Below are 15134 nucleotides of genomic sequence, written 5' to 3'. Positions count from 1 at the left end.
CACCACGACGACGCGAGGAAGGGCCCGCATGATCATCGACTGCCATGGTCACTACACGACCGCGCCGCAGCCGCACACGGCGTGGCGGGAGGCGCAGCGGACGGCGTTCGACGCCGGCCAGGAGCCACCGAGCTACCCCGCGATCTCCGACGACCAGATCCGGGAGACGATCGAGGGCAGCCAGCTGCGCCTCATGCGGGAACGCGGCATCGACCTGACGGTCTTCTCCCCCCGCGCCTCGGCGATGGGCCACCACATCGGGGACGAGGCGGTCAGCACCCGGTGGACCCAGGTGAACAACGACCTGATCGCCCGCGTCGTCGAGCTGTTCCCCGACTCGTTCACCGGCGTCTGCCAGCTGCCCCAGTCCCCCGGCGTCCCGATCGCGCACTCGGTGGCCGAGCTGCGCCGGTGCGTGGACGAGCTGGGCTTCGTGGGCTGCAACCTCAACCCCGATCCCAGCGGCGGGCACTGGACCTCCGCGCCGCTGACCGACCGCAGCTGGTACCCGTTCTACGAGGCGATGGTCGAGCTCGACGTCCCGGCGATGGTGCACGTGTCGGCGGTGACCAACCACAACTTCCACGCCACCGGGTCGCACTACCTCAACGCCGACACCACGGCGTTCATGCAGCTGCTGCAGGCCGACCTGTTCACCGACTTCCCCGACCTGCGGCTGGTCATCCCGCACGGCGGCGGGGCGGTGCCCTACCACTGGGGCCGCTTCCGGGGCCTGGCCGACATGCTGGAGCGGCCGCCGGTCGAGGAGTCGGTGATGGGCAACGTCTGGTTCGACACCTGCGTCTACCACCAGCCGGGCATCGACCTGCTGTTCGACGTCATCGACACCGACAACATCCTGTTCGGCTCGGAGATGGTCGGGGCGGTCCGGGGCATCGACCCGCGGACCGGCCACTACTTCGACGACACCCGCCGCTACGTCGACGCGCTCGACCTGTCGGCGGCCGACCGGGAGAAGGTGTTCGAGGGCAACGCGCGCCGCGTGTTCCCCCGGCTGGACGCCGCCTTGCAGAAGCGGGGCCGCTGAGCACCGCGGTGCCGCCGGACGCCGAGCGCGTCCGGCGGCACCGCCGTCACGGCTGCGGCCGGTCCCGCAGCTCGACGAGCCGGTCACGGGCGGCCGCGGCCACCCGGGGCTGCACGCCCAGCTCCACCAGCTGCTCGGCCGCGGCCGTCATCTCGTCGGCCCGCCGCCGCGCGTGGGTGTGCGTGCCGGAGACCAGGCGGTCGATGGTGCGCTCGTCGAAGCCGGCCAGCTCGGCGCTGATGTTGCCGTGCAGCCAGTCGGCCACCCCGGCGGCCTCCGCGCCCTCGAGCGCCTCGACGACCGCCGCGGCCAGACCCTTGTAGAAGACGCTGCGCAGCAGCTTGCGGGAGATGGCCGCCCCTGCCGGACCGGGGAGCACCTCCACGGTGACGCCGACGCCGGCCAGCATGCCGGCGTAGCGCCGCGCCGCCGTCCCCGACGCCACCATCGGCGTCCGCAGCCCGAGCCCGGGGACCGGCGCCATCAGCGCGACGTCCACGACCTCGACCCCCGCCGGTGCGGCCGCCTCCGCGAGCGCCGCCTTGACCCCCGGCGAGGCGGTGTTGAGGTCGGCCCACACCGTGCCCGGGCGGAGCCCGGGCAGGGCGTGGGTGAGCGCGGGCATGGCGTCGTGCGAGCTGTTGGCGCTGAGCACCAGGTCGGCGTCGCGGACGGCGTCGGCCTCGTCGGTGCGGGGCACGACGCCGTCCACCGACGGCACCCGCGGGTCGTACCCGCGGACGTCGGCGCCGGCCGCGACCAGGTCCCGGGCGATCTCGGACCCGGCCTCGCCGAGCCCGAGCACCGCGATCGGCAGGGTCACCCGGCGCTGCCCCCGGAACCGGCGGCCCGGGGACGGCCGGCCAGCTCGTCGGCCAGGTTCTCCCCCACCGGCGGCGTGCCGTGGGTGTGGAAGGTGTCGATCGTCTTCAGCCCCCACGCCTGGCCCTTGGCCCGCTCGGCCTCGCTCCAGTCGACCGGCTGCCAGTCCGGCGCGAAGACCAGCCGGGCGGCGGGGTTGTCCAGCTCGATGCGGTTGCCGGCCGGGTCCCAGACGTAGAGGAAGAAGCTCTGCTGGATGGTGTGCTTGTGCGGCCCGGTCTCGATGTGCACGCCGTGCTCGAGGGCGAGGTCGGCGGCGCGGATGACGTCGTCGCGGCTGTCCACGGCGAACGACAGGTGGTGCAGCCGGCCCGACGTGCCGGTGTTGTCCTTGGTCCAGACGACGTCGTAGCCCTTGTTGGTGAACGTGGTCCAGGTGCCGGCGATCGTCCCGTCGTTGAGCACGATCTGCTCGGTGATCATCGCGCCCAGGGTGTCGACGAAGAAGTCCCGGTTCTCCACCGGGGTGACGCCGAGGTAGTTGATGTGGTCGATCCGCCGCACGCTGACCCCACGGCCGGGGTAGGCCTGCGCCTGGTTCTTCAGCGCGGGCTTGAGCCTGCCCTCGGGCCGGTACCACTCGGTCTCGTAGTAGAGGCCCATCTCGTGGCCGTCGGGGTCGGTGAAGACGTAGACCGGGCCGTAGCCGGGGTCCCCGTCCTGCCAGCCCTTGCCCAGGCCGGTCTTCTCGATGGCCTCGACCCGCCGCTGCAGCGACTCGGGCGTGCCCGCCCGGAAGTTGGTCCGGCCCACACCCGGCTGATGGGCCGCGGTGAGCTTGATGGTCGTGTTCTCGTAGTCGTCCCACGCGCGCAGGAACACCGAGTCCCCGGAGGAACCGTTCTCGGTCATCCCGAGGTAGTTCACGTAGAAGTCCAGGCACTCCTCCGGCTTGTGCGTGAGGAGCTCGACATGGGCGAGGTGCGCGACGTCGTGCAGCGGGGGCACAGGTATCTCCTTCGGTTGATGTCTCCGTCGGCCCTCCTGCAGGGCCCCGCCGCGAGCCTGCGCGTGGCGGGTGCGAGGAGGGCCCTCTCTCAGGCGCGCGGGAAGGCGAGGCCGTCGAACAGCTTGCGGGCGGTGCGGACGACGCCGGACCGCAGCACGCGCGGTGGGTCGGCGACCGGGTCCACGGCCACGTCGACGAGCAGGTGGCCGGTGGGGTGCTCGACGTCGACCCGTGTGGTGCCCTCGGGCCAGTCCCGGGTCAGCTCGTGCCCGACCGAGCCCGGCAGCAGCATCCCGGTCACGATGCTGACCGCGGCGAGGACGCCGACCGACGAGTGCGGCTGCACCGGGATGAACGACCGGGTGCACACCTGCCCGCCGTCGCGCGGAGCGGCCAGCAGCGCCGTCTTCGGCACCGAGGAGGACCGGACGTCGCCCATCCCCATGAGGTCGCCGGCCTTGGTGCGGAGGGCGTCGATCCGGGCCAGCAACTGTGCGTCGGCGGCCAGCTCCTCGTGCGACTCGTACCCGGTCAGCCCGAGGGACTCGGCCATCGCGAGGACCACCGGCATGCCGTTGTCCACGCAGGTGACGTCGACGCCGTCGATGGAGTCCCGCACCCGGCCGGTGGGGAGCAACCCGCCGGTCGCCGACCCCTCGGTGTCGGCGAAGTCGAGGACGACCGGGGCGGCGGTCCCGGGGACCCCGGCGATCTCGATCTGTCCCCGGTACTCGACCCGGCCACCGGGCGTCGGGAACGTCGCGACGGCGATGCTGTCGGAGTTCACCATGCGGATGGCGACCGCGGTCTCCTCCGGGCCCGCGGGCACCAGGCCGCGCTCGACCGCGAACGGGCCCACGCCGGCCAGGATGTTGCCGCAGTTCTGCCGGTCGCTGACGGTGGGCTGGTCCACCCCGAGTTGCAGGAAGAGGTAGTCGACGTCGACCTCGGGGTGCTCCGACGGCCAGACGACGGCGACCTTGCTGGTCAGCGACGTGGCCCCGCCGAGACCGTCGATCTGGCGCGGGTCCGGGGTGCCCATCAGGCGCAGCAGCAGGTCGTCGCGCTCGGCGTCGTCGGCCGGCAGGTCGCGCGCCTCGAAGTACAGGCCCCGGGACGTGCCCCCGCGCAGCATGGTGCAGCGCACGCCGGTGTCGTCGTAGCCCATCGTCCCCGCCTCCCCGGTGCTGGCCGGACGGTCCTCGTACGCGTGTCCGGGGTCACGCACCACCGGTGCACAGTACAACGGTGCGCGGGGGCCTCCCGGGACCGCCCTCCCACCATGTGGAAGCCTTCCGGCGTCTGCGGCTCCACGCCCCGGTCCGCCCGCCGGGCGCCGTCGTCGCACGTCAGGGCGCTAGCCTGACCCGGCTCCCTCCCGGGGGACGGTCCGCGCAGCCCGCCGCCCGGTCCGGGACCCGCTCCGCGTGATCGAGGTGGTGGATGCTCCCCCGGGCCCTGGGCGGCGGCCGCCGGGCGCCGGTGCGGGGGGACGGCTCCTCCGCACTTCCCGCGGCCCTCGTGCTCGTCGCGACGGTGGTCACCGTGGTCGGCAGTCTGGGGGCGCCGCTGGTGCCGACGGTCGCCGACGCCTACGACGTGCCGGTTCCCGATGCCCAGTGGTCGCTCACCCTCCCCGTGCTGGTCGGCGCGGTGGCCACGCCGGTCCTCGGCCGGCTGGGCGACGGGCCGCACCGGCGGACGGTCGTGCTGGCCGTGCTCACCGTCGTCGCGGCCGGCAGCGTCCTGGCCGCCCTGCCGCTGGACCTGGGCTGGCTGCTGGCCGGTCGCGCGCTGCAGGGCGTCGGGCTCGGGCTCACCCCGCTCACCATCGCGGTCGCGCGGGACGCCCTCACCGGCGAGCGGGCCCAGCGGGCAGCGGCAGCGCTGTCCATCACCACCGTGGCCGGCGTCGGCCTCGGCTACCCCCTGGCCGGGTGGATCACCCAGGGATGGGGTCTGCACGCGGCGTTCGGCTGCGGCGCGGTCCTGGCGGCGGTCGTGGTCGTCGTCGCGGCGCTGGTCCTGCCGCCCGCGAGCAGGGCCTCCCGCCGGCCGCTCGACCTCCCGGGCGCGCTCCTGCTGGGCGGGGGGCTGGGATCGGCGCTGGTCCTGCTGGCCGAGGGCGGCGACCTCGGCTGGACGTCGACCCCCGCGCTGGCCCTCGCCGCGAGCGCGGTGGCGCTGGGGGGCTGGTTCGTGGCGCGGGAGCTGCGCGTGCCCGCTCCCCTGGTGGACCTCCGGCAGGCCCGGCAGGCCGGAGCGCTGGTCGGCCACACCACGGCGCTGCTGGCCGGCGTCGCCAACTACGTGCTGCTGACCGTCGTCACGATCATCGCCCAGGCACCCGTGTCCTCGGGTCACGGCTTCGCCGTGCCGGTCGTGGTCTCCGGACTGCTGCTGCTGCCCTTCTCGCTGGGCAGCCTGCTGGCCGGGCGGCTGGTGCGGGACCTGGACCGTCCCTCCGGTCCCGGGTCGGCGCTGACCGTCGGCGCCGCGGTCACGGCGACGGCGTTCCTCTGGCTGCTCACCGGCCCGGAGCGGTTGTGGGAGCTGTTCGCGCTGATGGCGCTGGCGGGGACGGGCATCGGCGGCACGTACGCGGTCATGCCCCGGCTGCTGTTCGCCGTCGTCCCGCCCGAGGACACCGGAAGTGCCATGGGGCTCAACCAGGTGCTGCGCTACGTCGGGTTCGCGACCGGCAGCGCGCTGAGCGCCGGCGTGCTGGCGGCCGCCACCGAGCCCGGGGCGCGCCTGCCGTCGGCCGCCGGGTACACCGCCGTCTCCGCCGTCGGCTGCGCGACCTGCCTCGCGGCCGCCGTCCTGGCCGGCGGGCTCACCCTGCGGGCGGCCCGCCGGCGGCAGCCGGCCGGCTGAGGGCTCAGCGCTCCTGCGGGTGCTGCGCCAGCGCCTCGACGTGGACGTCGAGCCAGGGCGCCATCGGCAGGGACACCAGGGCGTCGTGCAGGGCCGCGGGGTCGGCCGCCTCGTAGAGCCCGATGGTGGCGTTGCGCCCGGGCACCCGCCACAGCCGCTTGAGGACGCCCGCCTGCCGCAGCTCCATGGCGCGGGCCCGCTCGGCGGCGCGCAACTCCTCCCGCCGTTCGACCGGGGTCTCCGGGGGCAGCCGGTTCTCGGAACGGACGAGGAACTCCACGACGACCTCCTGGTCGGGTACGGGGACGGGGGTCAGCGGGCGAGCTCGAGCAGGACGTCGGCCAGCGCCTCGGGGGCGGTGACCATCGCCTCGTGCCCGGTGTCGAGCTCGTGCACCGGCCAGCCCCGCTCGCGGGCGCGCTCGGCCTGCGCCTGGAACACCCGCATCCAGGTGACGCACTCGATGAAGGCGGCCGGCACGGAGTCGACGGCGCCGGTGAGGTCGAGCGGGTCGAGGTAGGTCTTCCAGGGGTGCGGGGTCAGCTTGGGGGTCAGCCAGTCGACGTCGGCCTGGTCGGTCACCCCGAGGACCGACAGCTTGCGGACCGGGACCAGCCAGCCGAAGCCCTGCTCGGCCGCGGACTCGGCCCAGTGGTGCTCCACCTGCTCGGGCAGCAGGTCCCGGGCGGCCTCCCCGTCGGAGCCGACGAAGGCGTCCAGGTAGACCCGCCGGGCGATGGCCTCCGGCCGCCGGTCGGCCACCGCGGTGACCACCTGCCCGGCGTAGCTGTGCCCGACGAGGACGACGTCGCGCAGGCCGAAGGTGTCGATCACCCGGACGACGTCCTCGACGTGGGTGTCCAGCCCGACCAGCGGGGACAGCAGGTGCGACCGCTCCGACAGCCCGGTGAGCGTCGGGGCGTGCACCTCGTGGCCGGCCGCGCGCAGAGCCGGGGCGACCCGGTCCCAGCACCAGCCGCCGTGCCAGGCGCCGTGGACCAGGACGAAGGCGCTGCCGTGCCCCCCGCGTGCGCTCGCGAGCTCGCTCACCGGCCCTCCTCGTCGACGTAGACCACACCGAGGCGCTCGAGCGTGGGCCGCATCCCGTAGACGTCCAGGCCGAGCACGCCGGCCTGGAACTTCTCGCGCTTCTCCTGCTCGCTGTCCTCGCGTGCGATGGAGGCCTCGGCCACCGCGGGCGCGTCCTCCCGTGGCACGACCAGCACGCCGTCGTCGTCGGCGACGACGACGTCGCCGGGGCGGACCAGCGCCCCGGCAAGCACGACGGGCACGTTGACCGACCCGGGGGTGGCCTTGACCGTCCCCTGCGCGGACACCGCGCGCGACCAGGCGGGGAAGCCCATCGCGGTCAGCTCGGACACGTCACGCACCCCCGCGTCGATGGCCAGGCCGAGCACGCCGCGGGTGGCCAGCTGGGTGGCGAACAGCTCGCCGAACATCCCGTCGGTGGACGGCGAGGTGGTCGTGACGACGAGGACGTCGCCGGGCCCGGTCTGCTCGATCGACGCGTGGATCATGAGGTTGTCACCGGGCTGGCTCAGCACGGTCACCGCCCGGCCGGCGATGCGGGCGCCCGGGTAGATCGGCCGCAGCACCGGGTGGGTGAGGCCGCGGCGGCCCATGGCCTCGTGAGCCGTCGCCACGCCGACCCTCCCCAGGACGCTGACCGCGTCCTCGTCGGGCCGGGGGACGTTGCGGACGATGACGTGCCGGGTTCCCACTGTTGCTGCTCCTCCGTCGGGGCGGGGGTCGCTGCCCGGGCCGGCGCGAGCCGGTCCGGCGGGGCGACCTGGGCGGGGTCATTCTGGTCGGCCCCCCGGACCTGCCGGGAGCCGGGTCCCCGTGGCCCCGCACGAGGGAGCGGGCGGGGGCACGGGGGCCGCGGACTCAGCGCCGGGCGGTCGCCGCGGACGTCGGGACGTCGGCCGCCCGCCCGGTCGACGACGTCACCCGGATGCCGAGGACGGCGACCAGGCTGACCAGCGACAGGGCGGCCACGTACAGGGCGATCGGCGTCGACGACTCGAACGCGTCGTAGAGCGCGACGGCCACGATGGGGGTCACCGCGCCCCCGATCATGCCGCCGAGCTGGTAGGCGATCGAGATGCCGCTGTAGCGCGTCTTGAGCTCGAAGATCTCGGTGAACAGGCCGCCCTGGGCGCCGGCCATGATCCCCTGGACCAGCGCCGCGACGCTGAAGCCCAGGAGCGCGGCCGCGGCGCTGCCGGTGTCGACCAGGGCGAACAGCGGCCAGGGCCAGATGACCGCGGTGAGCGCCCCGACGATGAAGACCTTCTTCGACCCGATCCGGTCGGCGACCACGGCGGCCACGACGATCGTGGCGATCCACAGCACGGTGGAGGCCAGGATGAGCCACAGCAGGGTGTTGCGGTCGAACCCGACGACCTCGGTGCCGTAGTTGAGCATGTAGACGATGACGGTGTAGCCCACCGCCGGCGGCGCGATCGAGGCCAGGCTGGCCAGGATCAGCGTGCGCGGCTGACGCCGGAACAGCTCGGCCACGGGGATCTTGCTGACCTCCTTCTTCTCCTTCACCTCCTGGAACTCGGGGGCGTCCTGCAGCCGGGATCGGACGAGGAAGCCGACGACCACCAGCACGATGCTGAGCAGGAAGGGGATGCGCCAGCCCCAGGCCTGGAAGTCGTCGTCGTCGAGGCCGGAGACGGCGAGGAAGGCGAGGTTGGAGGTCAGCACGCCCATCGGCACGCCGAACTGGGCGAAGCTGCCGTAGACCGCGCGCTGCTTCGGGCTGGCGTGCTCCGTGGCGATCAGGACCGCACCGCCCCACTCACCGCCGACGCCGAAGCCCTGGATGAGGCGCAGCGAGACCAGCAGCAGGGGTGCGCCGATGCCGATGGCGGCGTAGGTGGGCAGCACGCCGATGAGGAAGGTCGAGCCGCCGGTCAGCAGCAGGGTCAGCACCAGCATCGACTTGCGGCCGATGCGGTCGCCGTAGTGGCCGATGACCGCGGCACCCAGCGGGCGGGCGAGGAAACCGACGGCGAAGGTGGTGAAGGCGGCCAGCGTGCCGACCGTGGGATCGGCGTCCGGGAAGAACGCCGTCCCGAACACCAGCGCGGCCGCGGTGCCGAAGATGTAGTAGTCGTACCACTCGATCGACGTGCCGACGAAGCTCGCCGCGAAGATCCCCTTGCGCGACGGGCCGCCCGTCGCGGGGGTGGTGCTGCTGGTCCTGGCCACGGGGGTGCACTCCTCTGGACGCCGTGCGGGCTGGGCGGTGTGGGCGCACCGAGAGTGCGCGACCGCGCGGACATCGGCACCTCGACCGCGCCGGGACCGGGGGCAGGGTGCCCGGCGCGGTCGCCACCGCGGGCGCCTACCGTGTACCCCGCCGCGGACGGGCAGCTCCGGAGCGCGTCCGCCGCCCCAGGGGGGTCCCGGCCGGCACGCCCGGACCCGTCCACCCGAGCCCGAGGAGAGACCACCGATGGTGACGCTGGACCAGTCGCCCGAGATCACGGACACCCACTCCGTGGGCTCCCCCTCCTGAGCGAGCAGCCGGTCGCCGCCGCGGCGGACCCCGCCACCGGGACGGGGACCGCCGCCGCTGCGGCGCGTCCGCGACCGGAGGGAGGGGACGAGCCGGGCCGGCGCACCCCGCGGTTCCTGGTACCGGTGCTGATCCTGCTGGGCACCGTCGTGGCGGTCACCAGCAGCGTCGGCGCCCCGCTGATCCCGGCCGTCGCCGACCTGCACGACGTGCCGCTGCACGTGGCCCAGTGGTCGCTCACCATGCCGCTGCTGGTCGGTGCGGTCGCCACCCCCGCCCTCGGCCGGCTCGGGGACGGCCCGCACCGCCGGGCGGTCGTGCTGGCCGCGCTCGGTCTCGTGGTGCTCGGGGGCATGTTCACCGCGCTGCCGCTGCCCCTCGGCTTCTTCCTGACCGGGCGGGGGCTGCAGGGCTTCGGCCTCGGCCTCATGCCGCTGCTCATCGCCACGGCCCGGGACGCGCTGCCCCCCGACCGCTCGAAGGGCACGATCGCGGCGCTGTCGATCACCGTCGTCTCCGGCGTCGGTCTCGGCTTCCCCATCGCCGGGGCGATCGCCACCTACGCGTCGGCGACGGCGGCCTTCTGGACCGCGACGGTGGTCTGCGCCGGCGCGCTCGTCGCCGCCGCGCTGGTGCTGCCGGCCGCTCCGCCCATGGCGCCCCGGCGGTTCGACCTGGCCGGCGCCGTCCTGCTCGGCGCCGGTCTGGCCGGCGCCCTGGTCACCCTCAGCGAGGGCGAGGAGTGGGGCTGGTCGTCGGCCCGTGTCCTGCTGGTGAGCGCCGGCTCGGTCGTCGCCCTGCTCGCGTGGGCCGCCGTCGCCCTGCGGGTCCGCGCGCCCCTGATCGACCTGCGGCTGGCCCGGGGCCGGCTGGCCTCGGCGGGCCACCTGTCGGTGTTCCTGGTCAGCCTGTCCAACTACCTGATGATGAGCTCGGTGCCGATCTTCGCCCAGACACCGACGGTCAGCGGCTACGGCTTCGGCGCCTCGGTGCTCGTCGCCGGGGCGGTGCTGCTGCCGTTCTCGCTGGCCGGCATGCTCGCCGGCCCGCTCTCCCGCCGGCTGGGCGAGCGACACGGCCCGCGGGTGGTGCTCCCGGTCGGTGCGCTGCTCATGGCCGCGTCGCTGACCCTGTTCGCGCTGTACCGGGCCGACCTCTGGGTGCTGTTCGTCGTCACCGCCGTGGCGGGCCTGGGCGTGAGCACGGTGTTCGCCGCGGCCCCGGGGCTGGTCGTCGCCGCCGTCCCGCAGCGGGAGACCGGTAGTGCCATGGCCCTGAACCAGGTGGGCCGCTACACCGGCTTCGCCGTCGGCAGCGCCCTGACCGCGACGGTGCTCGCCGCGGTCACCCCGGCGGACGGCGGCCTGCCCGACGGTGCCGGGTACACCGTCATCGGCGTCGTCGGCGGTGGCGTCTGCCTGGTGGCCGCCGTCCTGACCGGGCTGCTGGTGGGCCGGACCGCCGCTCAGCCGCCCAGCGTCGCCCCGCGGGACAGCGGCGCCACCGTCCGCGCGTAGACGTCGAGCCAGCCGCAGCCGGTCGGGGCGGCCAGCGGGGGCAGCTCCGCGCGGCGCCGCTCGAGCTCGTCGGCCGGGACCTCGAGCTCGAGGCTCCGGGCGTCGACGTCCACCGAGATGGTGTCGCCGTCGCGGACCAGCCCGATCGGACCGCCCACGGCGCCCTCGGGGCTCACCTCGGCGATCACCAGGCCCTTGTTGACCAGCCCGGACATCTGCCCGTCGGTGACGACGACGACCTGGTCGCCCAGCCCCGCGCCGTCGAGGGCGAAGATGAACGCCGAGGTCAGCGCCATCCCCGGGGAGCCGCGCAGGCCCAGCCCGGACAGGACGACGACGTCCCCGGGGCTGACCTCGCCGCCGCGGATGCCGGCGATCCCCTCGTCGCGCGAGGAGTAGACCTTGGCCGGGCCGGTGAAGCGGTGCACCCCGTCGTCCTCGACGGTGCGCTTGACCACGCCGCCCTCGGGCGCGAGGGAGCCCCGGACGATGGTGATGCCGGGGTGGCGGGCCAGCGGGTCGTCGACGGAGCGGATGACGTCGCTGTCGGCCACCTGCGCGGCGCCCAGCACGTCGCCGAGCGTGCCGCCGGCCACCACCGGCTGGTCGAGGTCGAGCAGCGGGCGCAGCCGGTGCAGCAGTGCCTGCGCGCCGCCGGCCGCCTCGAACTCGTCGATCCGCCGGTCGCCGTTGGGCTTCACGCCGGTGAGCAGCGGCACCTGCGGCGCCAGCTCCTCGAACAGGGCCAGCACGTCGACGTCGCACCCGGCCTCCACTGCGACGGCCTGCAGGTGCTTGACGCAGTTGACCGACCCGCTGATCGCGAGCACCGCGACCACCGCGTTGCGGAACGCGCCGGGGGTCATGACCTGCCGCGGGCGGAGGTCCTCGAGCACCAGCTCCACGATCCGGTGCCCGGCGCGCTCGACGTCGGCGAACATCTTCGGGCTGTTGGCCAGCACCGGTGCGCTCCCGGGCAGCATCATGCCCAGCGCCTCGGTGGCGATGTGCATCGAGTTGGCCGTGCCCATGCCGGCGCAGACGCCGGGGCCACCGACCGCGACCGACGCCATCTCGGCCAGGTCCTCGACGGTCATGGCGCCGGTGGCCACGTGCCCGGCGTAGAGGAAGACGTCCTCGAAGTCGACGTGCTCGCCGCGGAAGACCCCCGAGGGCTGGTACCCGCAGCCGACGACGATGGTCGGGATGTCCAGCCGGCCCGCGGCCATGAGCTGGCCGGGGGTGGTCTTGTCGCACGAGGCGAGGGTGACCATCCCGTCGAGCTGGGCCCCCTCGACGGCGACCTCGATGTCGCTGGCGATGAGGTCGCGGGTCGGCAGGATGTACCGGCCCTGGGCGCCGGCGCTGGTGATCGCGTCGCTGGACGCCGCCGTGCGCACCTCGAACGGGACGCCGCCGGCCGCCCGGATCGCCGCCATGAGCGGGGGCACCACACCGTCGAGGTGGCTGAAGCAGCTGGCCAGGCTGGACGAGCTGTTCACGATGGCGATCTTGGGCTTCTCCATGTCCTCGTCGGAGAGCCCCAGCGCGGTCCACTGCGCCTTGCGCATCGCCCACGGGGTGCCGCCGACGGGGAAGTTGCTGCGCAGCACGGTCATGCCGTCTCCTGCCGTCCGAGGAAGGCGCCGCCGAGCTCGAGGCGCCGTTGCAGTTCGTCGATCGGGACGTCGCCCACGGCGACGCCGTCGCGGATGGCGAGGTCGGCCGCCGTCCCGACGGCCTCCCCCATCGCGAAGCAGGGGCCGGTGACCCGGGCCGAGGACTGACCGCCCTGGGTCATCGAGGCGCAGCGGCCGGCGACGAAGAGGTTGGTCACCCGCTCGGGCACGAGCATCCGGTAGGGCAGCTGGTTGTAGCCGCGGGGGTCCTCACCGCGCTGCCAGCGGAACTCCACGGTGCCGGCGACGTGCGCCTCGACCGGCCAGCCGTTGACCCCGATCGTGTCGGGGAAGTCGGCGCAGTCGAGGACGTCGTCCTCGGTGAGCCGGTACCGGCCGAACACCCGGCGGGTCTCGCGGATCCCGATCTGCGGGGCGAGGTCGACGATGTAGGACTCCTCGAAGCCCGGCGTCCGGTGCTTGATGAAGTCGAAGGCGTCGAAGGCCTGGCGCCGGCCCTGCAGCTCGCCGCGGGTCAGCTGGTCGACGTCGGTGCCGTCGACAGCGGTGCCGTCGGCGTTGGACAGCTGGGTCAGGTTGGCCCGCCACTCCAGCGGGTTGCGCTGCGGGCGGACGATCGGCTTCTTCCGCGGGAACGTGTGGGTCCCCGCGGCCTCGGCCTCCTCCATGAGCCGCTCGACCGTGCGCCACGGGGCGGGGCCGGCCGCCGCGACGTCCACGGCGTTGATCCGGAACATCAGCGACGGGTAGAGCAGGTGCGGCGCCTTCTCGAACGGCACCCCGGCCCAGGCGGCGACGTCGGCGTCCCCCGAGGCGTCGACGAACACCCGGCCGCGGACGGCGGCCCGGCCGGACTTGGACTCGATGACGACGGCGTCGATCGTGTCGTCGTCGGCCATCACCACCCCGACCGCGGTGGCGTGGAAGAGCAGCCGGGCGCCGGCGTCCACCACGAGCTCGTCGGCGGCCAGCTTGTAGGCGGAGATGTCGAAGGCCTGGGCGAGGATGCCGTCGTTGATGGTCAGGTGCGGCTCGTTGAGCCCGTCCAGCTTGACCAGCCGTTCCAGCAGCTCGTCGGCCAGGCCGTGGACGACCTGCCGGTGCTCGCCGTGCACCTTGGCGTGCAGGCCGCAGAAGGTGGACAGCCCGCCCATGGTGCCGGCGCCACCGAGGAAGCCGTAGCGCTCGACCAGCAGGGTGCTGCGGCCGGTCCGGGCCGCCGCGGCGGCGGCCGTGATCCCGGCCGGCCCGCCGCCGATGACGACGACGTCGAACTCGCCGTGGACCGGGATGTCGCGGGCGGGCTCGTGGACGGTGCTGCTCATCGGGGTCCTCCGGTGGACGGGTCGGCGGGGACGCGGGCGATGGCCGGGGCGCCGCCGCGGGGGCCGAAGGTCTCGGCGACGGCGGACACGCCCGCGTTGTGGGCGCCGGCGACGGTCACCAGCAGCGCCTCGGGCGAGTTGAGCACGGGGACGAGGTCCTCCGGGGCACCCGCGTCCGACCCGGGCACCGCGTCGGGGTGGCCGGCCGGCAGCCGCCAGCGGGTCTCCTTGGAGATCGCGTCCTTGCCGACCTCGGCCAGCCGGGCCCGGGTGTTGACCGCGTGCTCGTGGACGAACTGCCGGACGTCGGTCCGCGACCAGCCGGCCCGGTGGAACAGGTGCGCGTGCTCGGGGCCGAGCACCAGGCAGCCGCTGATCGTCTCGTGCACCAGGGCCCCGGTGCGGGCCAGCGTGCCGGCGAGGTCGCGGCCCAGCTGCTCGGGGTCCTCGGTGTGCCGGGCCTCCAGGTGGATGACCGAGCGGATCAGCATCGCGGTGACCGTGCTCTCGCCGGGGGCGAAACCGTGGTCGGCGGGGAACGGGGTCCAGGGGCTGTCCTCCTCGTTCTCCCCGATGCAGCAGGTGTACTTCGCCGGCGTCCCCTGGGTGGCCTGGTCCAGCTGCTGCGGCTGCAGGCCGAAGGCGTTGATCGCGGTGAGCCGCAGGGCCCGGCCGATGGTGGCGTTGGCGCGGAACCCCGAGCCGAAGACGTTGCCGCGGCTGTTGATCCCGAGCTGCTCGCGGACGGGGCCGTTCACGACCAGCATCGGCGCCGTGCCGGTCGTGCTCTGCCAGATGCCCTTGCCCGCGTACCCCTCGAGCGTGAGCGCCTCCCACGCGGCCAGCACCACGGGGAAGTACTCGGGGAGGCACCCGGCCATCGCCGCGTTGATCGCGGCCGAGCGCACCGTGCACGAGCGCTGCAGGTGCGGCATCCGGAAGACGACGTCGTCGGGGGCACGGTCGGTCCGGGCGAGGAACTCGGCCAGGTAGGAGTCGGTCACCGGGACGACCGGCAGCCCGTCGGTCCAGCCCTGGCCGGCGTAGTACTCCTGGACCCGCCGCAGCGTCTCCATGTCCACCCGTGGACGGCCGGCGTCGTCGGCCGCCCCCGCCACGCCGTCCCTCGAGTCCAGCCCGCTGCTCACGGGTTCTCCCTCCTGGTGGGCGCGCCGGGATCGAGCGCCATGGTGTGCGCCATCCGTACAAGCGCTCTCTCTGCGCACAGACGCTCCCCCAGCGCGGCCTCCGGGTCAAGGGCGCGAGCGGTGTGGGTCACATCTCGGTCACGGATCACGCGGGGCGCCGCCCGGGTCGGGATCCTCCCGTTGACACCCCTGTGA

At 74.3% G+C, this 15134-nt stretch carries 13 protein-coding genes; 3 read left to right on the top strand and 10 right to left on the bottom strand.

All coding sequences use genetic code 11. From position 1 onward, the window contains the following. Positions 1 to 28 precede the first annotated feature (28 nt). Complete coding sequence (locus GCU56_RS00465) at positions 29 to 1048, top strand: amidohydrolase family protein (protein ID WP_163479540.1); 1020 nt, start codon at positions 29 to 31, stop codon at positions 1046 to 1048. Between the two features lie 46 nt (positions 1049 to 1094). Here GCU56_RS00465 and GCU56_RS00460 read toward each other — a convergent pair whose 3' ends face one another. The 3 genes from GCU56_RS00460 to GCU56_RS00450 form a co-directional block, all read right to left on the bottom strand. Next, positions 1095 to 1871: a DUF1932 domain-containing protein gene (locus GCU56_RS00460; RefSeq protein WP_163479539.1), complete on the bottom strand. Its 777-nt coding sequence runs from the start codon at positions 1869 to 1871 to the stop codon at positions 1095 to 1097. Continuing rightward, positions 1868 to 2878 (bottom strand): VOC family protein, encoded by a 1011-nt coding sequence (locus tag GCU56_RS00455; RefSeq protein ID WP_163479538.1) that lies wholly within the window; start codon positions 2876 to 2878, stop codon positions 1868 to 1870. Before GCU56_RS00455 ends, GCU56_RS00460 begins: the two co-directional genes overlap by 4 nt. Before the next feature lie 89 nt (positions 2879 to 2967). Beyond that, positions 2968 to 4110 (bottom strand): 4-oxalomesaconate tautomerase, encoded by a 1143-nt coding sequence (locus GCU56_RS00450; protein WP_345771553.1) that lies wholly within the window; start codon positions 4108 to 4110, stop codon positions 2968 to 2970. Between the two features lie 212 nt (positions 4111 to 4322). Between GCU56_RS00450 and GCU56_RS00445 the strand changes: the two genes are divergently transcribed. Continuing rightward, positions 4323 to 5756, top strand: coding sequence for an MFS transporter (locus GCU56_RS00445; protein WP_163479537.1), 1434 nt, complete (start codon positions 4323 to 4325; stop codon positions 5754 to 5756). 4 nt (positions 5757 to 5760) lie between these two features. Here GCU56_RS00445 and GCU56_RS00440 read toward each other — a convergent pair whose 3' ends face one another. From GCU56_RS00440 to GCU56_RS00425, 4 genes are all read right to left on the bottom strand, one after another. Beyond that, positions 5761 to 6036 carry a muconolactone Delta-isomerase family protein gene (locus GCU56_RS00440; protein ID WP_163479536.1) on the bottom strand — a complete coding sequence of 92 codons (276 nt, stop codon included), beginning with the start codon at positions 6034 to 6036 and terminating at the stop codon, positions 5761 to 5763. Between the two features lie 32 nt (positions 6037 to 6068). Beyond that, entirely contained in the window at positions 6069 to 6806 is a 738-nt protein-coding gene (locus GCU56_RS00435; RefSeq protein ID WP_163479535.1) for an alpha/beta fold hydrolase, read from the bottom strand. Next, a complete protein-coding gene (locus tag GCU56_RS00430) occupies positions 6803 to 7498 on the bottom strand; it encodes a 4-carboxy-4-hydroxy-2-oxoadipate aldolase/oxaloacetate decarboxylase (RefSeq protein WP_163479534.1) in 696 nt (231 codons plus the stop codon). Before GCU56_RS00430 ends, GCU56_RS00435 begins: the two co-directional genes overlap by 4 nt. Before the next feature lie 166 nt (positions 7499 to 7664). Continuing rightward, a complete protein-coding gene (locus GCU56_RS00425; protein WP_163479533.1) occupies positions 7665 to 8999 on the bottom strand; it encodes an MFS transporter in 1335 nt (444 codons plus the stop codon). A gap of 435 nt (positions 9000 to 9434) precedes the next feature. On the opposite strand from GCU56_RS00425, the gene GCU56_RS00420 reads away from it, so the two are divergent. Beyond that, on the top strand, positions 9435 to 10826 hold the full coding sequence (locus tag GCU56_RS00420) for an MFS transporter (protein ID WP_163479532.1): 1392 nt from the start codon (positions 9435 to 9437) through the stop codon (positions 10824 to 10826). Here GCU56_RS00420 and ilvD read toward each other — a convergent pair. From ilvD to GCU56_RS00405, 3 genes are read right to left on the bottom strand one after another with little or no spacing between them, the layout of a single operon-like run. Then, positions 10775 to 12445: a dihydroxy-acid dehydratase gene (gene ilvD, locus GCU56_RS00415; protein WP_163479531.1), complete on the bottom strand. Its 1671-nt coding sequence runs from the start codon at positions 12443 to 12445 to the stop codon at positions 10775 to 10777. The genes GCU56_RS00420 and ilvD overlap by 52 nt on opposite strands. Next, entirely contained in the window at positions 12442 to 13791 is a 1350-nt protein-coding gene (locus GCU56_RS00410) for an FAD-dependent oxidoreductase (protein WP_163479530.1), read from the bottom strand. Before GCU56_RS00410 ends, ilvD begins: the two co-directional genes overlap by 4 nt. Then, on the bottom strand, positions 13788 to 14939 hold the full coding sequence (locus tag GCU56_RS00405; protein ID WP_204331237.1) for a hypothetical protein: 1152 nt from the start codon (positions 14937 to 14939) through the stop codon (positions 13788 to 13790). Before GCU56_RS00405 ends, GCU56_RS00410 begins: the two co-directional genes overlap by 4 nt. Positions 14940 to 15134 lie beyond the last annotated feature (195 nt).

This window comes from Geodermatophilus sabuli, assembly GCF_010686765.1.
GTDB lineage: Bacteria > Actinomycetota > Actinomycetes > Mycobacteriales > Geodermatophilaceae > Geodermatophilus > Geodermatophilus sabuli_A.
This window is presented reverse-complemented; position numbering and strand designations above follow the sequence as displayed.